This window comes from Chromohalobacter sp. 11-W, from assembly GCF_029889905.1.
In the GTDB taxonomy this organism is placed as follows: Bacteria; Pseudomonadota; Gammaproteobacteria; order Pseudomonadales; family Halomonadaceae; genus Chromohalobacter.
The window spans coordinates 114845-130453 of the sequence record NZ_JARANZ010000008.1; the positions used below are offsets into that span (position 1 = coordinate 114845).

The window sequence follows — 15609 nt, forward strand, 5'->3', positions numbered from 1 at the left end:
TTTCATCGGTGAAAAATGCAACTCGATGACTGGCCGTGCTGCCAGACCCGAATAAGAGGAGATTGCCATGAAAACCCAAGTCGCGATCATCGGTGCCGGTCCCTCCGGGCTGCTGCTGGGGCAGTTGCTGCAACGCGCGGGGATCGACAACGTCATCCTCGAGCGTCGCAGCGGCGAATATGTCTTGAGCCGCATCCGTGCCGGCGTGCTGGAGCAGGGCATGGTCGACCTGTTGCGCGAAGCCGGTGTCGAACAACGCATGGATGCCGAGGGCCTGCCGCACGACGGCGTCGAGCTGGCCTTCGACAACCGTCGGGTGCGCATCGACCTCGCTGGGTTGACCGGTGGCAAGCAGGTCATGGTCTACGGGCAGACCGAGGTGACCCGCGACCTGATGGAAGCGCGTGCCGCCGAGGGCGGAAAGACGCTCTATGAAGTGGACAATGTGCAGCCCCACGCTCTGGAAACCGACGCCCCATACCTCACCTTCGAGCACAACGGCGAAACGCTGCGGCTCGATTGTGACTATATCGCGGGCTGTGACGGTTATCACGGCGTCTCGCGCCAGACGATCCCCGCCGATCGGCTGAAGACGTTCGAGCGGGTCTATCCCTTCGGCTGGCTGGGGCTGCTCTCCGACACGCCGCCGGTCTCCGACGAGTTGATCTATGCCCGCCACGAGCGGGGCTTCGCGTTGTGCAGCATGCGCTCCCAGACCCGCAGCCGGTATTACGTGCAGGTGCCGCTGGAAGAGAAGGTCGAGGATTGGTCCGATGCGCGTTTCTGGGAAGAGCTCAAGCGCCGCCTGCCCGAGGACGTCGCAGCCAATCTGGTGACCGGGCCCTCGCTCGAGAAAAGCATCGCGCCGTTGCGCAGTTTCGTGGCCGAGCCCATGCAGCACGGTCGGCTGTTCCTGGTCGGCGATGCCGCGCACATCGTGCCGCCGACGGGCGCCAAGGGGCTCAACCTGGCGGCCAGCGACGTCAACACCCTGTATCGCCTGATGGTCAAGGTCTATCACGAGGGCCGCACCGATCTGGTGCCGCGTTATTCCCAGACCTGCCTAAAGCGCGTCTGGAAGGCCGAACGCTTCTCGTGGTGGATGACCTCGATTCTCCATAAATTTTCCGAGGAAGAGGATTTCGGCGCCCGCATGCAGCAAGCCGAACTGGACTATGTCACCGGCTCCGAGGCAGGCCTGACGACCATCGCCGAGAACTACGTCGGCTTGCCTTACGAACCGTTGGAGGGCTAGGCGTGCGGCCCGCATCGTGTCGACGATGCGGGCCGCCCGAAAAACGCCTGCGCCGCGTGGATATCGCGTTAGCCGAATAGCTTCTTGAGCGTATGCGGCTGGCTGCGCAAATACTGCTTCGGGGCATGTACGGTAGCGCCGAGCTTGGCGGCGGCGTGCCACGGCCAGCGCGGATCAAAGAGCATGCCGCGAGCCAGCGCGACGGCGTCTGCCTCGCCACCGAAGACGATGCCCTCTGCCTGTTCCGGTTCGGTGATCAGGCCGACAGCAATCACCGGCATGGCGACTTCCTGCTTCATGCGGCGAGCGAACGGTACCTGATAGTTGGGGCCGACGTTCAAGGTCTGGCGTGGGTCCAGGCCACCACCGGAGCAGTCGATGAAGCTGCAGCCGCGGGCGTCGAGTGCTCGCGCCAACTCGACGCTTTGCTCCAGATCCCAGCCGCCTTCGACCCAATCGCTTCCGGAGATACGGATACCCACAGGCTTGTCGTCCGGGAAGACCGCGCGCACGGCATCGAAGATCTCCAGCACGATCCGCATGCGGTTTTCCAGACTGCCGCCGTACTCGTCATCGCGCTGGTTCGAAAGTGGCGACAAGAACTCGTGCAGCAGATAGCCATGCGCTGCGTGCAGTTCGATCAACTCGAAACCGAGACGCTCGGCGCGCTTGGCCGAGGCGACGAAGTTCGCCTTGAGCTGCTCGATATCATCGAGACTCATCGCCTGTGGCGGACGCTGCCCGTCCTGATACGGTACGGCGGAAGGCGCCACGGTTTGCCAGCCCCCCTCTTCCAGGCTTAGCTGGGCACCGCCTTCCCAAGGTGCCTGGCAGGAGGCTTTGCGTCCGGCGTGGCCCAGCTGGATGCCGACCGGCATCGGCGAGTGGGCACGAACGGACTGGAGTACACGTGCCATCGCTTGCTCGTTGTCGTCCGAATAGAGCCCCACGTCGCCAGAGGTGATGCGTCCTTCCGGCGCGACGGCGGAGGCCTCGACGATCAAGAGTCCTGCCCCGGAGAGAGCGAGATGCCCCAGATGAATCTTGTGCCAGTCGGTCATGCTGCCGTTTTCGTCGGCGGAGTATTGGCACATCGGTGAAATGACGATGCGATTGGACAATTTGAGCTCGCCGAGTGTGAGCGGCGAGAACAGCTTAGGGGATGCCATTGAAACGTTCCTGAAGGGAATGATGGCAACAATGTAGCGTGCTAATAATTGCTTAGCAATGGCTATCTACGCCGTCGTGTGGGCGAGAGCATTCGCACGCGGGCTTTAGAGCGTGGCTTCTTTTCTATCTCGTTCGACGACGGTGTTGCGTTGTGCATAGTGCTTTGAGATTCAGCACTTTTAGATTTAGTGCTTTTAGATAAATCCTCGGCTGGCGAGGTGATCCAGGCGAATACCGGCAAGGAGAGGCGCCAGTAGATGGCGCTGAGACGCAGCGCCAGGATCACCAGGATAGGCAGCGCGATAGTGACGTAGGGGTGGATAGGGTGCGTGTACAGGGTGACGTATGCCGTGGCGCCTGCGATGGAGGCAGTCGCATAGATTTCCTGGCGCAGCACCATGGGGACCCGCCGTGCGAGTACATCGCGCAGCATGCCGCCCGCGACACCGGTGAGGAGTCCCATCAAGACAGCGACGGTACCTCCATGGCCCAGCGCCAATGCCTTGTGAGCGCCGATAATGGTGAAGATGGCGAGCCCGAAGGCATCGAGTACGGGCAGGACGATGCGCGATAACCGGTGAATGTAATGAAAGCCGACGATCGATGACACGACGGTGATGATGATCACCCATAAATAGGTGGGGTCGGTGACCCAGAACACCGGGCGAATGCCCAGTAATAGATCGCGCAGGGTACCGCCGCCGATGCCTGTCATTGCGGCCAGTACGAGCATGCCGAAGGGATCCATCCTCGAGCGGCAAGCAAGGATGACCCCTGAGAGCGCGAAGACAGTCACCCCAGCTAAATCCAGCCAATAAACCCAGTCTGTCACCCTGTTACTCCTTGAAAGTTTCTTCTTTTATCTTTTGGATACAGTAAGAACATTTCAAAAGCCATCAGGCATTTTTGACCGTGCCTATCAATCCGATGAACATATTCAGGGATAGCGTCCACTACGCCGGTTTTCGACCAAAACCTCTAGAATGGCGTTGGTTTCTTGCATGATAGGCGTAAGTGGTTCGCCTTTTCGTCGGCTGCATATGATGGGAATGGTGATATCGGTGTCGGCGAGATAGACATAGGAAATGCCATCGCGTTGAAGGCGGCGAACTTGTTCGGGTACCAGCGTGATACCGAAGCCTGAGGCAATGAGCCCTAACGTCGTTTGGAGCTCGTTGGTTTCCTGCACGACATTGACCTTCATGCCTCGGCGACGAAACATACCCAAGACTATATCCGCCATGCTTGGGCGTGGTGAGGCGGGGAAAAGTACCATTGGGTAGTTTGATAGTTCCGCTATGGTGGGCTGAGTACCTTCTAATATATGGCCCGCGGGGACAGCGGCCACCATCGGCTCTTCAAACAGCACTTCCTGCTCTATCTCGGGGTCGTCGATTCGCAGACGGCCGAATCCGATATCAATACGTCCCGCTTTGAGCGCCTGGATCTGCTGAACCGTGGTGAGCTCTGAAAGTGTCAGCTCGGCATCATCATTTTGTCTAAGTTGCCTCACGAGGGAGGGGAGTTGCCCATAAAACACGGAGGGTACGAAACCAATCCCGAATAACTCGCGCTTGCTGCGAACCATGTGCCTCGTGGCATGGATGGTCGTGTCTACTTTTTCAAGTATCTGAAGAGAATGCTCATAAAAGAACTGTCCCGCCGGTGTCAGGCTCAACCCACGGGCCTGGCGGACAAACAATTGAGCCCCCATCTCCTCTTCTAACTGTTTGATTTTCCTTGTTAATGGTGGCTGTGCCATATGCAGATTTTGTGCCGCTTTGGTGAGGTTGAGCTCCTCGGCGACGGTGCAAAAACAGCGCAAGTGATGTAGCTCCATGATACCTCCTGGGTATGAGTAGCCACTCAAACAATATTGGTGATGCTAAAGACAAACAAGCAAGACTTTGGGGCAAGACGAAACATCTTAGTGGAGCTCCCATGCCCGTTGTCATTGAACATATTGAAACTCAACTCGTCGACCTGCCGACGATTCGGCCGCACAAGCTGTCGATGGCCACTATGGGATGCCAGACGCTGGTTATCGTACGCATGCGCCACAGCGACGGCGTGGAAGGATTAGGTGAGGGCACCACTATCGGTGGCCTCAGCTATGGCCCCGAGAGCCCGGAGAGTATCAAGTGCAATATCGATACCTACTTGGCGCCGCTCCTCATTGGACAGTCGTCGGCCAATATCAATGCCCTTCGGGCGCGTATGAATCGCCATGTACGCGGCAACACCATCGCCAAGTCGGCGCTGGAAACCGCATTACTGGATGCCCAGGGAAAACGCTTGGAGGTGAGTGTTGCCACCTTGCTTGGCGGGACAAATCACGACCATTTGCCAGTGCTTTGGACGTTAGCCAGTGGTGATACGCAGCAAGACATTGAGGAGGCTTTTCAGCGGCTCGATGATCGTCGCCACTGTGATTTCAAACTGAAAATTGGTGCGAACTCGGTCGACCAGGACGTAAATCACGTCGCCATGATCAAGGAGGCGCTGGGGGAGCGGGCCAGCATTCGAGTCGATATCAATCAGGCGTGGGATGAGTCTACTGCAGTACGCGGCATCGCTGCACTACAAAACGCCGGCATCGATCTAATTGAGCAACCTGTCGACGCCCGTGATAAGGCCGCAATGATTCGTCTATCCAGACGTTTCAATGTGTCGATGCTAGCCGATGAGGCGGTACAGGATACGCGTGATGGCCTTGATCTGGTGTGCGGTGGTTTTAGTGGTGCTTTTGCACTGAAGATCGCCAAGTCGGGTGGGCCGCTGGAGGCTCTGGAGTTGGCGCACTTGGCACAAGCCTCAGGTATGGAGCTCTATGGCGGCACCATGCTCGAGGGCACGATCGGCACCGCCGCCTCGCTACATGCCTGGTCGACGCTTTCCGAGATGGCCTGGGGTACCGAGATGTTCGGCCCTCTATTGCTCGAAGACGATATCGTCGCCGAGCCGCTTTCCTATCACGAGTTCGGTGTCGAGCTGCCGGCCGGCCCAGGCCTCGGCATTACCCTCGACGAAGACAAACTTACCCACTATTCGCGTAAGTAATCCGCGACTTCAAAGATCGAAGAGGAGAGCGCCATGCTATTTCAAGTGCAAATGACCGTGAAATTGCCGACGGATATGCCGTCGAATCAGGCCGCCGAGATCAAGGCGAAGGAAAAGGCCTACTCCCAGGAACTACAGCATGCTGGGAAGTGGCGTCATTTGTGGCGTGTGGCCGGTAGCTACGAAAACGTCAGCGTATTCGATGTCGAGGACAACGCTGAACTTCAAGAAATTATCAGTGGTTTGCCGCTGTTTCCCTATATGGAAATTAACGTCAAGCCGTTGTGTCGGCATCCATCGTCGGTGCACGACGGTGACGCCTGAATAACCAAGGCTCTAACGGGCTTCATCACGCCAACTCATAGAAACCTAAAGACTATAACAAGTGAGGCAATGACCATGACCGTCAAGATCTACGAGACCCAAGCAGTACAAGATTTCCTGAATAGCATCAGCGGCTTTGACCAAGAAGGAGGCAGCGAGCGTGCCAAAAAAATCATGCACCGCTTCCTCTCCGATCTGTTCAAGTTGATCGACGACTTCGACGTCACCCAGGAAGAGTACTGGACTGCCGTCAACTTGCTCAACGCTTTGGGTAGTCAGACACAGTTTGGTTTGCTCTCACCGGGCTTGGGCTTTGATCACTACCTGGATATGCGCCAGGACGCTATCGATGCCGAGGCCAAGCGGACTGGCAACACGCCTCGCACTATCGAAGGACCACTCTACGTCGCCGGCGCCCCCGAGGCAGAAGGCTTCGCGCGCCTGGATGACGGTAGCGATCTTGATGCCGAGACCATGTGGCTGACCGGCCAGGTGCGTGACATCGACGGCACCCCGATTCCCGGCGCCAAGGTCGAAATATGGCACTGCAACTCCAAGGGCAATTACTCGTTCTTCGACCCGACCCAGAGCGAGTACAACATGCGTCGCACCATCTACGCCGACAGCGAAGGCCGCTACACCGCGCGTAGCATTATCCCCTCCGGCTACGGCGTGCCGGAAGGCGCCCCCACCGACGTGGTACTCAAGGCCTTGGGTCGTCACGGTGAGCGCCCGGCGCACATCCACTACTTCATCTCTGCACCCGACTATCAGCACCTCACGACTCAGATCAATCTGGCTGGCGACCCCTATACATTTGACGACTTTGCCTTCGCCACTCGCGAGGAGTTGGTGATTGAAGGCAAGCATATCGAGAGTGTGGCGGAAGCTGAAAAGCGCGGTCTGGAAGGGCCATTTACCGAGGTGATCTTCGATATCGAACTGGCCAAGACCGAATCGGCTGATCTGCAAGTTCGCCACAAGCGTGCCCGTGCCAAGGAAGATGAGCAGGATGCTGCCAGTCAGCTGGCCAGCACTGCCAAGGTCTGATTGGCCTCATCGCGACGCTTTAGCGCGACCCGCTGAAAGCGTATCCATAAAGCAATCGAGGAATTGGCTATGACCTCACAACTTGATCGTCTCGAAGAGCGCGTTCGTGGTGCCGTCGTCGATGATGCCGACCAGGGTATCTTCCGCGTTCACCGCAGCATCTTCACCGACCCGGACTACTTCGAACTGGAGATGAAGCACATCTTCGAAGGCAACTGGCTGTTCCTGGGCCATGAAAGTCAGGTCGCCGAGTCAGGTGACTACATGACCGTGACCCTGGGCCGCCAGCCGGTGATCATCACCCGTGACAAGCAGGGCGAATTGCATGCCCTGATCAATGCCTGCGCGCATCGTGGCGCGACCCTGTGCCGCAAGAAACGCGGCAACAAGGGCACTTTTACTTGCCCTTTCCATGGCTGGAGCTTCAAAAACGACGGTACATTACTCAAGGCCAAAAACGAGAAAGCCGGCGCCTATCCTGACGGCTTTAAACAGGATGGCTCTCATGACCTAAAACGTATCGCACGTTTCGAGAACTATCGAGGCTTCCTATTCGGTAGTCTGAGTTCGGATGTCCAGCCGCTCGCCGAGCACCTAGGCGAAACCACCAAAGTCATCGACAACATCGTCGATCAAGCGCCGGAGGGGCTTGAGATCCTGCGTGGTACATCGTCTTACACCTTTAACGGCAACTGGAAGCTGGGGGCCGAGAATGGTGCCGACGGTTATCACGTCAGTACGGTGCATTGGAATTACGCCTCGACGATGGATCGCCGTAATTACGACGCTGGCGGCACCAAAGCAGTGGATGCCGATGGTTGGTCGAAGAGCCGGGGCGGTTTCTACTCCTACGAGAATGGCCACATGATGCTGTGGACGCGCTTACTCAATCCCGAGGTGCGTCCGGTCTACTCCCAGAAAGACTGGATCGAGGAGCAGTTCGGCGAGGCGCGTGCCGACTCCATCGTCAATCAGACCCGTAACCTGTGCTTGTATCCCAATGTGTATCTGATGGATCAGTTTTCCACGCAAATTCGTGTCATTAGACCGTTGGCCGTGGACAAGAGTGAAGTGACTATCTATTGCTTCGCGCCCAAAGGTGAATCGGCGGAGAATCGCGCGCTGCGTATCCGCCAATACGAGGACTTCTTCAACGTCAGTGGTATGGGTACTCCAGATGATCTAGAGGAATTTCGGGCTTGCCAGAACGGTTATGCCGGTCTCGATGCCGAATGGAACGATCTTTCCCGGGGCGCCAAACAGTGGATCGAGGGTGCCGATGAAAATGCCAAGGCCATCGACATGAAACCGCTGCTTAGCGGGGCCTCTCCTGAAGATGAAGGCCTGTATGTGATGCACCACAAGCATTGGGTCGCTGAAATGCTGAGCGCCATCGACAAGGAACGCAGCCAGTTCATTCCTACCGCTTCCGCATCGTAAAGAGGGCATCGCCATGAGCATGAGTTTTCTAGACATTCAGGCCTTCGTCTACCGGGAAGCGCGTCTACTTGATGATCGTGACTGGGATACCTGGCTCGAGTGTTACAGCAAGAATGTGGTGTTTTGGATGCCGGCCTGGGACGACGATGACCGGCTGACTCAGGACCCTCAGTCCGAGATCTCGCTGATCTACTACCCCAATCGTGAAGGGTTGGAGGATCGCGTCTATCGAATCAAGACCGAACGTTCCGGGGCGACCAGCCTTCCCGAGCCGCGTACCACCCATCAGATTTCCAATCTGGAGGTACTTAGTCAGGAGGGTGACAAGGTAGAGCTGCGTTTCAACTGGCACACATTGAGTCATCGCTACCAGCAGACCAACGCTTATTTCGGCACGTCTTTCTACACATTGGACGTGTCTGGGGACGCCCCGCTGATCGAGCGGAAGACGGTGATTCTCAACAACGATTACATCCACCAGGTCATTGACGTCTATCACGTCTGATTTCTAATGGACCTCGTGGCAGGGACGCCACAGTGTAAGACAGTGCATGAAAAAGAAGCATAAAGGAAAAGATGTTAACGCCACTCCATAATCACAACACAAGCTCTTTGGTGAACATAATGAAACACGCCTTAAAGAATACTGTCTTGGCCTCACTGATAGGCACCAGTCTCGTAGCCTCTGCAATGGCGACTGCGAGCGAGCATCCGGTCAAGCTGGGCCTGATGCTACCATACTCCGGTACCTACTCGGCTTTGGGCGAAGCCATTACCAATGGCCTAAAGCTCGCTATAAAGGAACAGGACGGTCAGCTCGGCGGTCGTGATGTTGAGTATGTTCGACTCGACTCCGAGGCTGATCCCTCTCAGGCGCCCCAGAACATGAGCCGTCTGGTCAAGGGTGATGATGTCGACTTCGTTATCGGCCCGGTGCATTCCGGCGTAGCTATGGGTATGCTGCGGATGGCCAAGAAGACCGGTGCCATCACCATTATTCCCAATGCTGGTTTAGAAGCTGCCACTAACCAGCTGTGCATGCCCAACGTGTTCCGCACCTCGCACAGCATGTGGCAGGATAGCTACCCGATGGGCAAGGTCGCCTATGAGCGAGGCCACCGCAAGGTAGTGACTATTACCTGGGACTATGCTGCTGGTAAGGAAGACGTGGCCGGCTTCAAGGAAGCCTTCACCAAGGCTGGAGGCGAGATCGTCGAGCAGATCTGGGTGCCTTTCCCCAGCACTGAATTCCAGAGCTATCTCAGTCAGATCGCTAGTATCGACCCTGATGCAGTCTATACCTTCTTCGCTGGCGGCGGTGGAGTGAGCTTCGTGCGCGATTACGCTGCGGCTGGGCTAAAGGAAAGTATTCCTTTACTTGGCTCAGGCTTTTTGACTGAGGGCAATCTTCAGGCGCTGGGCGAAGCAGGTGAGGGGGTGATGACCACGCTACACTATGCCGATACCCTTCAGAGTGAGGCGAATCGCAATTTCGTCTCAGCTTACCAGGAGGCCTATGGTGAGACTCCCGATGCCTACGCCGTCCATGGCTACGATACTGGAAAAATGCTTGCTCAGGCCCTGTATTCTGTCAAAGGCGATACCGAGAATAAGGAAGCATTAATAGAGGCACTTTCCAACGTCCACTTGGATAGTCCGCGCGGCCCAATAAGCTTCTCCGACTCTCATCATCCGATCCAGAACATCTATTTGCGTGAGATCCAGGATGGCAAGCAGGAAGTCGTCGATGTTGCCTATGAGCAACTTGAGGTGCCGGACGACGCCTGCAAGATGTAACACGGAACGTCTGACCTGCGGGGCGGGCCAAGCTCGCTCCGTCCATCGCGGAGGAGGTTACATGGATCTCGCATTTTTTGGCGTGCAGCTCCTTAATGGGCTGCAGTACGGGCTATTGCTATTCCTTATCGCCAGTGGCCTGACCCTGATCTTTGGCATCATGGGTATCATCAACCTAGCCCATGGCGCTATGTACATGATCGGGGCCTACTTGGTCTATGACCTGAACCTGCGCCTGGGGAATTTCTGGTTGGCAATTGTCGTAGCTGTGCCGATTGCCGTTGCCTTGGGGCTGATTATCGAACGTCTCTTCCTTGACACGCTTTACAAGCGCGATCACCTCTATCAGGTGCTGCTGACTTTCGGCCTGATCCTGGTGATCAACGAGGTTCAGCGCATCATCTGGGGAGGCGATGTGCATAGTGTAGCGGTGCCGTCACCCTTTGATACCAGCCTGCAGCTTACTAGTAACCTGCAATACTCGGTATACCGGCTGTTCTTGATGGGCGTGTGTCTAGCCTTGGCAGCCGTCATCTACTGGGTGATCCGACATACTCGGCTGGGTATTATCATCCGCGCCGGTGCCGTTGATCGCGATATGGTTGAGGGGCTGGGTATCAACGTACGCACTCTGTTTACCTTGATCTTTAGTGCCGGCGTAGCGCTGACGGCCTTCGCTGGAATGATCGCAGCCCCTCTGTCCACCATAGCTCCGGGAATGGGGGATAGCATCCTGATTACCTGTTTTGTCGTGGTGGTCATAGGCGGGATTGGCTCGATCAAGGGCGCCTTTTGGGGGGCCATCTTGATTGGTATGGCTGAGACTTTCGGCTCGGTACTGATCCCTAGCCTCGCCAGCATGGTGATATACCTGATCATGGCCGCTGTGCTGCTGGTCAAGCCACGCGGTCTTTTTGCCTGAGGAGGCGCAGACATGCTGCATCGTTATCCGAGACGCGTCGCTATCATCATGCTGGCATTGACGCTCTGCGTAGCCGTATTCCCCCTGTGGGGCCCGGCTGTTTTCGGCGATCAGGTAGATTTCATTCAGGAGAAGCTTACCCTGATGGTGATCCTAGCATTATTCACCATGAGCTTGGACCTGCTGGTGGGTATCGTCGGGCTAGTCAGTTTGGGGCATGCTCTGTTCTTTGGGGTCGGTGCCTACACACTGGCCTTGGCTAGCCCTGAATATAGTGCCGCCTCCCTATGGTGGATGTTGCCATTGGTCATTGCTGTCGCGGCGATAACGGCATTTGTGGTCGGCCTGCTGGTGATCCGGACCAAGGGCATTTTCTTCATCATGTCCACCCTGGCCTTCGGCCAAATGTTCTTCTATCTGATAAGCACTTCGCAATTCGCTGGTGGTACGGACGGCCTCTTCATCATGTTTCGCCCGAGCGTCACATTCGGCGAAACGACACTGCTGGATCTGAGTAATTCGCAGACGTTCTTCTACTTCTGCTTGGGATTGTTAATTGTCGGCTACCTGTTCATGCGCTGGCTGACTCGTTCTTACTTCGGCCAGGTGCTTGACGGCATCCATGACAACGAGCACCGCATGCAGGCGCTTGGCTATGCAACCAGTGGCTACAAGCTGGTAGCCTTTGTGATCGCCGGGGTCCTCGCCGCCATTGCCGGTATGCTGGCTGCTATGCAGTATGGCTTCGCCAACCCTGTACAGCTCGGCTGGCACACCTCTGGTGAGGTGCTGATGATGTTGATTCTTGGCGGCATGGGTACCATCTTCGGCCCAATCCTCGGCGCCTTCGCCTACGAGATCCTGCTATACGTTTACGAGCACCTGACCGTGCACTGGCCGATTCTGATGGGCCTTACCATCATCGCCTCCGTGTTGGTGCTGCCCCGAGGTATTGCCGGGCTGATTATTGCCCCGCCTTGGAACCGCAAGAAAACGCCGGTCGCAAAGGAGCAGGCCGCAGAATCAGTCATTCCGCCCAACAGCATTCAGCGCAATGAGGGGTAAGCCATGAGCAATGAACCGATTCTGGCCACTCACGGGCTGATCCGTCGCTTCGGCGGTCTGGTAGCGGTCAGTGACGTTGACTTCGATGTCAGGCCAGGTGAGATCCACGCCATTCTCGGGCCCAATGGAGCCGGAAAGAGTACCTTAATCAACCTTTTGTCGGGAGAGATCCCGCCCTCAGAGGGCCAGGTACTCTTTCACGGTAAGCCGATCCAGGGCAAGAGCGTGCGCCAGATCGCCCGCATGGGTATCGGTCGCAGCCATCAGAAGACCAATATCTTCCCTCGCCTCAACTGCCTGCAGAACTGTGAGCTGGCATCTCGCATCCACATGGGAGGCGTGTTCGGCAGCTGGCGTTCCCGCCAACGGGCACGCAAGGTCAGCGAGCGGGCCCTTGAGGTGCTCGAGACCTGTCATCTGGTTCACCGCGCTTATACCCCGGCCGCCGACATGAGTTACGGCGAGCAGCGTCAGCTGCAAATCGCCATGGTGCTGGCTACAGCGCCCACCCTGATGCTACTCGACGAACCCATGGCCGGCATGGGCCGCGAGGAAACCTGGCAGGTCACAGAACTGCTCAAGAGCCTTACCGACCGCTACACTCTGGTACTTATTGAGCACGACATGGACAGTGTCTTCTGTCTGGCTGACCGCATTACCGTGATGGTGGACGGCTGTGTACTGGAGAGCGGGACCACCGATCAGATCCGTACCAGCGAGAAGGTACGTGAAGTCTATCTCGGGCGCCACCACGAGGAGGCGACGGCATGACGGCACAGCAACAGATTATCCCGCTGATCGATGCCTGCAACCTTCACACCTATTATGGCGAAAGCCATGTACTGCACGGTGTCGATCTTACTCTTATGCCTGGAGAGACGCTGAGCCTACTGGGGCGTAATGGCATGGGTAAGACCACCACGCTGAGGTCGATCCTAGGCTTCGTGCCACCGCGCTACGGGGAGGTGCGCATCAAGGGCGTGCCGGCGGCGAAGCACCGCCCCTGGCAATTGATCCGCCAGGGCATCGGTTATGTGCCGGAAGGGCGTGGCATCTTCCCGGGCATAAGCGTGCGTGAGCATCTCATCATGGCCGCTCGGCCTAACGACAGGGGCGAGTCACCCTGGACGCTGGAGCGCGTGCTGGACACTTTTCCACGGCTCGGACAGCGAATTAATCATGATGGCTCTTTCCTATCGGGGGGCGAGCAGCAGATGCTGTCGATCGGGCGTGCGCTGACTACCAATCCCGATATGGTCATCCTCGACGAGGCTACCGAGGGTCTGGCTCCGTTGATTCGTGACGAGGTGTGGAAGATTATCCACGAGATCAAGGCTTCGGGTATCGCCGCCATCATTGTCGACAAAAATATTGACAACCTGCTGGAAGTGGCCGAGAAGCACATATTGCTGGTCAAGGGCGAGGTAATCTACAGCGGCGGTTCCAAAGGCCTGGAGGACGATCCCGCGATCCTTGAGACCCACCTCGGTGTCGCCTGAGGGATAATGGATAGACGCTTTATGCGACTGCACACCAACTGGTTGATACCTCCTTATTCTTGGATAGTGAGCGGTGTATGGCAAGGGGGTTGAACAAAAAAGCGCCGCCTTTGGGGTATGTGTGAAAATGCTAAAATCCCTACAACACGCACCCAACATTGCGATCCCTACTGCTACGACTAATAAAAACGGGACCAATGAAAATACGAATGGTCTGTTTCGGCTATTCAAAGGGGATGACTCTCGGCAGGTGGCGGATGACGAGCTGAGAGGGGGTATTAAGCAGCCGGATAACCATCCTAGGAGCCGATTCGGTTATCAGGCACCGGGATGGGTGTTCTTGGGAGAATACTCAGGAGCTCTGGATACCGCAGTTATGGCTTGAGTTCTGAATTCAAGCCAGTCTGAATTTCCCAAATCAAGAACAGAAGGATATAGCATGGAAAACTCCATTAAATCTATCGATCAGACGCCTGAATATGATGAGATCGTGAATGTGGTACAACTGTATGTCGAAGGTTTTCAAGGGGAAATAGACAAGCTGAAGGAGGCCTTTCACGAGGATGCCTGGATTCTTGCTATTGCCGCAGATGGCGTTCTTAGCAAAGATTTGATCAGCGGCCGCTTTGAGCGCTGGGCGGCCAGCCACAGGCCGGTCAAGGGGCGCGTTATCCAAGTGACTCAAGCCGGCGAAGTCGCTAGCGTTCTGCTCGGCTTCGACAACATGGAAGATTTGGCGGACTCTTGGGTGGATGTGCTAACCCTACTCAAATTGGACGGCACTTGGAAAATCACTCATAAGAGCGCCGTCCACAGCAGCCGAGCGGCCTGGGCAAAACCGCAATAGCTCCGGTCACATTCTCGTGGTTTGTAGTGCCGTTTGATTGGCACTACACGCCGTAACCCTACTTTGCAAACACCTCGAAGAGCAGACCACGTAGCCATCGGTTACGGTATTCTGATGAAAGCACCGATGCCAGAAGAGATCGGCCAGCAGGTCCGGCCGGCGGATAGGTTCACTATGCCGCTACAGGTTGAGGACATAGCCCTGAGCACTGGCGACTGAGTGCCCACTCCAATCGGGTCACTGCAGTTCAATGTCATCATTTTGTCTAAGTAGCCGTATGAGTGTGGGGAGTTGCCCATAAAACGCGGAGGGCACGAAGCCAACTCCGAACAACTCGCGCGTGCTGCGTACCATGCGCTTTGTGCCATGGATGGTCGTATCTAACTTCTCAAGTGTCTGCAGGGAGTGCTGATGCAAGTAGTGGCCGGCCGGTGACAGACGTAAGCCACGTAGTTGACGGATAGGTAGTTGCCCTGATTTTATTATAAATGATTGATTTTTATAATAAAAATTGGATTAATCATGCGCTGCTTTGGTGAGGCTGAGTTCCTCGGTGAAAGCATAGGAGTAGTGGAAATGTCGTGGCTTCATGATACCTCCTAGGTATGGATGGCCACTCAAACAATATTGGTGAGGGTGAGGACAAAAAGTAAGACTTAGGAGAAATACGAAACATCCTTGATGGAGGCCTCATGTCCGTTGTCATTGAATATATTGAAACTAAACTCGTCGATCTACCGATGACTCAGCCGCACATACGAGGCTGGCGCGCTGGACTTCGCGCGGATGGATACCGGTTTGGGAGGACAACCAGCGATCCCATGATCCGCAAACCGATATTTCGCTGATTTGTTATCCCAGCTGTGAGGGATTGCAAGACTGTGTCTATCGAATCAAGACCGAGCGCTCCGGGGCGACCAGCCTTCCCGAGCCGCGCACCACCCACCAGATCTCCAGCCTGGAGGTACTTAGTCAGGAGGGTGACAAGGTGGAACTGCGCTTCAACTGGCACACATTGAGTCATCGTTACCAGCAGACCAACGCTTATTTCGGCACGTCTTTCTACACATTGGACGTGTCCGGGGATGCCCCGCTGATCGAGCGGAAGACGGTGATCCTCAACAACGATTACATCCACCAGGTCATCGACGTCTATCACGTCTGAGTACCGACCCGGTGG

The 15609-nt window shown here is 56.3% G+C and carries 16 protein-coding genes; 13 read left to right on the plus strand and 3 right to left on the minus strand.

Going from position 1 to position 15609, the window contains the following annotated elements:
- Positions 1-67: 67 nt before the first annotated feature.
- Positions 68-1255: a 4-hydroxybenzoate 3-monooxygenase gene (gene pobA / locus OP494_RS12620; RefSeq protein ID WP_246923818.1), complete on the plus strand. Its 1188-nt coding sequence runs from the start codon at positions 68-70 to the stop codon at positions 1253-1255.
- 68 nt (positions 1256-1323) lie between these two features.
- Here pobA and OP494_RS12625 read toward each other — a convergent pair whose 3' ends face one another.
- The 3 genes from OP494_RS12625 to OP494_RS12635 all read right to left on the minus strand — a co-directional run bounded on the left by OP494_RS12625 (position 1324) and on the right by OP494_RS12635 (position 4265).
- Positions 1324-2424 carry an NADH:flavin oxidoreductase/NADH oxidase gene (locus OP494_RS12625; protein ID WP_246923808.1) on the minus strand — a complete coding sequence of 367 codons (1101 nt, stop codon included), beginning with the start codon at positions 2422-2424 and terminating at the stop codon, positions 1324-1326.
- Between the two features lie 62 nt (positions 2425-2486).
- Entirely contained in the window at positions 2487-3257 is a 771-nt protein-coding gene (locus OP494_RS12630) for a trimeric intracellular cation channel family protein (protein WP_246923806.1), read from the minus strand.
- 105 nt (positions 3258-3362) lie between these two features.
- Entirely contained in the window at positions 3363-4265 is a 903-nt protein-coding gene (locus OP494_RS12635) for a LysR family transcriptional regulator (RefSeq protein WP_246923804.1), read from the minus strand.
- 14 nt (positions 4266-4279) lie between these two features.
- On the opposite strand from OP494_RS12635, the gene OP494_RS12640 reads away from it, so the two are divergent.
- The 12 genes from OP494_RS12640 to OP494_RS12695 all read left to right on the plus strand — a co-directional run bounded on the left by OP494_RS12640 (position 4280) and on the right by OP494_RS12695 (position 15594).
- Positions 4280-5485, plus strand: coding sequence for a muconate/chloromuconate family cycloisomerase (locus OP494_RS12640; protein ID WP_322527390.1), 1206 nt, complete (start codon positions 4280-4282; stop codon positions 5483-5485).
- 33 nt (positions 5486-5518) lie between these two features.
- Entirely contained in the window at positions 5519-5809 is a 291-nt protein-coding gene (catC, locus tag OP494_RS12645) for a muconolactone Delta-isomerase (protein WP_246923802.1), read from the plus strand.
- A gap of 75 nt (positions 5810-5884) precedes the next feature.
- The gene (catA, locus tag OP494_RS12650; RefSeq protein WP_246923800.1) at positions 5885-6859 is read left to right on the plus strand and encodes a catechol 1,2-dioxygenase; all 975 of its coding nucleotides are present in this window, start codon (positions 5885-5887) and stop codon (positions 6857-6859) included.
- Between the two features lie 69 nt (positions 6860-6928).
- A complete protein-coding gene (locus tag OP494_RS12655) occupies positions 6929-8299 on the plus strand; it encodes a Rieske 2Fe-2S domain-containing protein (protein WP_246923798.1) in 1371 nt (456 codons plus the stop codon).
- Positions 8300-8312: 13 nt separating this feature from the next.
- Positions 8313-8804: a benzoate 1,2-dioxygenase small subunit gene (benB, locus tag OP494_RS12660; protein WP_246923796.1), complete on the plus strand. Its 492-nt coding sequence runs from the start codon at positions 8313-8315 to the stop codon at positions 8802-8804.
- A gap of 71 nt (positions 8805-8875) precedes the next feature.
- A complete protein-coding gene (locus tag OP494_RS12665) occupies positions 8876-10096 on the plus strand; it encodes an ABC transporter substrate-binding protein (protein WP_280541219.1) in 1221 nt (406 codons plus the stop codon).
- A gap of 61 nt (positions 10097-10157) precedes the next feature.
- On the plus strand, positions 10158-11018 hold the full coding sequence (locus OP494_RS12670) for a branched-chain amino acid ABC transporter permease (RefSeq protein ID WP_280541221.1): 861 nt from the start codon (positions 10158-10160) through the stop codon (positions 11016-11018).
- A gap of 12 nt (positions 11019-11030) precedes the next feature.
- Positions 11031-12083: a branched-chain amino acid ABC transporter permease gene (locus OP494_RS12675; protein ID WP_280541224.1), complete on the plus strand. Its 1053-nt coding sequence runs from the start codon at positions 11031-11033 to the stop codon at positions 12081-12083.
- Positions 12084-12086: 3 nt separating this feature from the next.
- A complete protein-coding gene (locus OP494_RS12680; RefSeq protein WP_280541225.1) occupies positions 12087-12854 on the plus strand; it encodes an ABC transporter ATP-binding protein in 768 nt (255 codons plus the stop codon).
- Positions 12851-13582 (plus strand): ABC transporter ATP-binding protein, encoded by a 732-nt coding sequence (locus OP494_RS12685; RefSeq protein ID WP_280541227.1) that lies wholly within the window; start codon positions 12851-12853, stop codon positions 13580-13582. Before OP494_RS12680 ends, OP494_RS12685 begins: the two co-directional genes overlap by 4 nt.
- 439 nt (positions 13583-14021) lie before the next feature.
- Positions 14022-14429: a nuclear transport factor 2 family protein gene (locus tag OP494_RS12690; protein ID WP_280541228.1), complete on the plus strand. Its 408-nt coding sequence runs from the start codon at positions 14022-14024 to the stop codon at positions 14427-14429.
- 838 nt (positions 14430-15267) lie between these two features.
- Entirely contained in the window at positions 15268-15594 is a 327-nt protein-coding gene (locus OP494_RS12695) for an aromatic-ring-hydroxylating dioxygenase subunit beta (RefSeq protein ID WP_348521703.1), read from the plus strand.
- Positions 15595-15609 lie beyond the last annotated feature (15 nt).

Excerpts from the sequence above, each read along its gene's own strand:
- catA (WP_246923800.1), top strand. The coding sequence starts at position 5,885 with ATGACCGTCAAGATCTACGAGACCCAAGCAGTACAAGATTTCCTGAAT.
- pobA (WP_246923818.1), top strand. The coding sequence starts at position 68 with ATGAAAACCCAAGTCGCGATCATCGGTGCCGGTCCCTCCGGGCTGCTG.
- OP494_RS12680 (WP_280541225.1), top strand. The coding sequence starts at position 12,087 with ATGAGCAATGAACCGATTCTGGCCACTCACGGGCTGATCCGTCGCTTC.
- OP494_RS12625 (WP_246923808.1), bottom strand. The coding sequence starts at position 2,424 with ATGGCATCCCCTAAGCTGTTCTCGCCGCTCACACTCGGCGAGCTCAAA.
- OP494_RS12655 (WP_246923798.1), top strand. The coding sequence starts at position 6,929 with ATGACCTCACAACTTGATCGTCTCGAAGAGCGCGTTCGTGGTGCCGTC.
- OP494_RS12640 (WP_322527390.1), top strand. The coding sequence starts at position 4,280 with ATGAGTAGCCACTCAAACAATATTGGTGATGCTAAAGACAAACAAGCA.
- catC (WP_246923802.1), top strand. The coding sequence starts at position 5,519 with ATGCTATTTCAAGTGCAAATGACCGTGAAATTGCCGACGGATATGCCG.
- OP494_RS12670 (WP_280541221.1), top strand. The coding sequence starts at position 10,158 with ATGGATCTCGCATTTTTTGGCGTGCAGCTCCTTAATGGGCTGCAGTAC.
- OP494_RS12685 (WP_280541227.1), top strand. The coding sequence starts at position 12,851 with ATGACGGCACAGCAACAGATTATCCCGCTGATCGATGCCTGCAACCTT.
- OP494_RS12635 (WP_246923804.1), bottom strand. The coding sequence starts at position 4,265 with ATGGAGCTACATCACTTGCGCTGTTTTTGCACCGTCGCCGAGGAGCTC.
- OP494_RS12690 (WP_280541228.1), top strand. The coding sequence starts at position 14,022 with ATGGAAAACTCCATTAAATCTATCGATCAGACGCCTGAATATGATGAG.
- OP494_RS12675 (WP_280541224.1), top strand. The coding sequence starts at position 11,031 with ATGCTGCATCGTTATCCGAGACGCGTCGCTATCATCATGCTGGCATTG.
- benB (WP_246923796.1), top strand. The coding sequence starts at position 8,313 with ATGAGCATGAGTTTTCTAGACATTCAGGCCTTCGTCTACCGGGAAGCG.
- OP494_RS12665 (WP_280541219.1), top strand. The coding sequence starts at position 8,876 with ATGTTAACGCCACTCCATAATCACAACACAAGCTCTTTGGTGAACATA.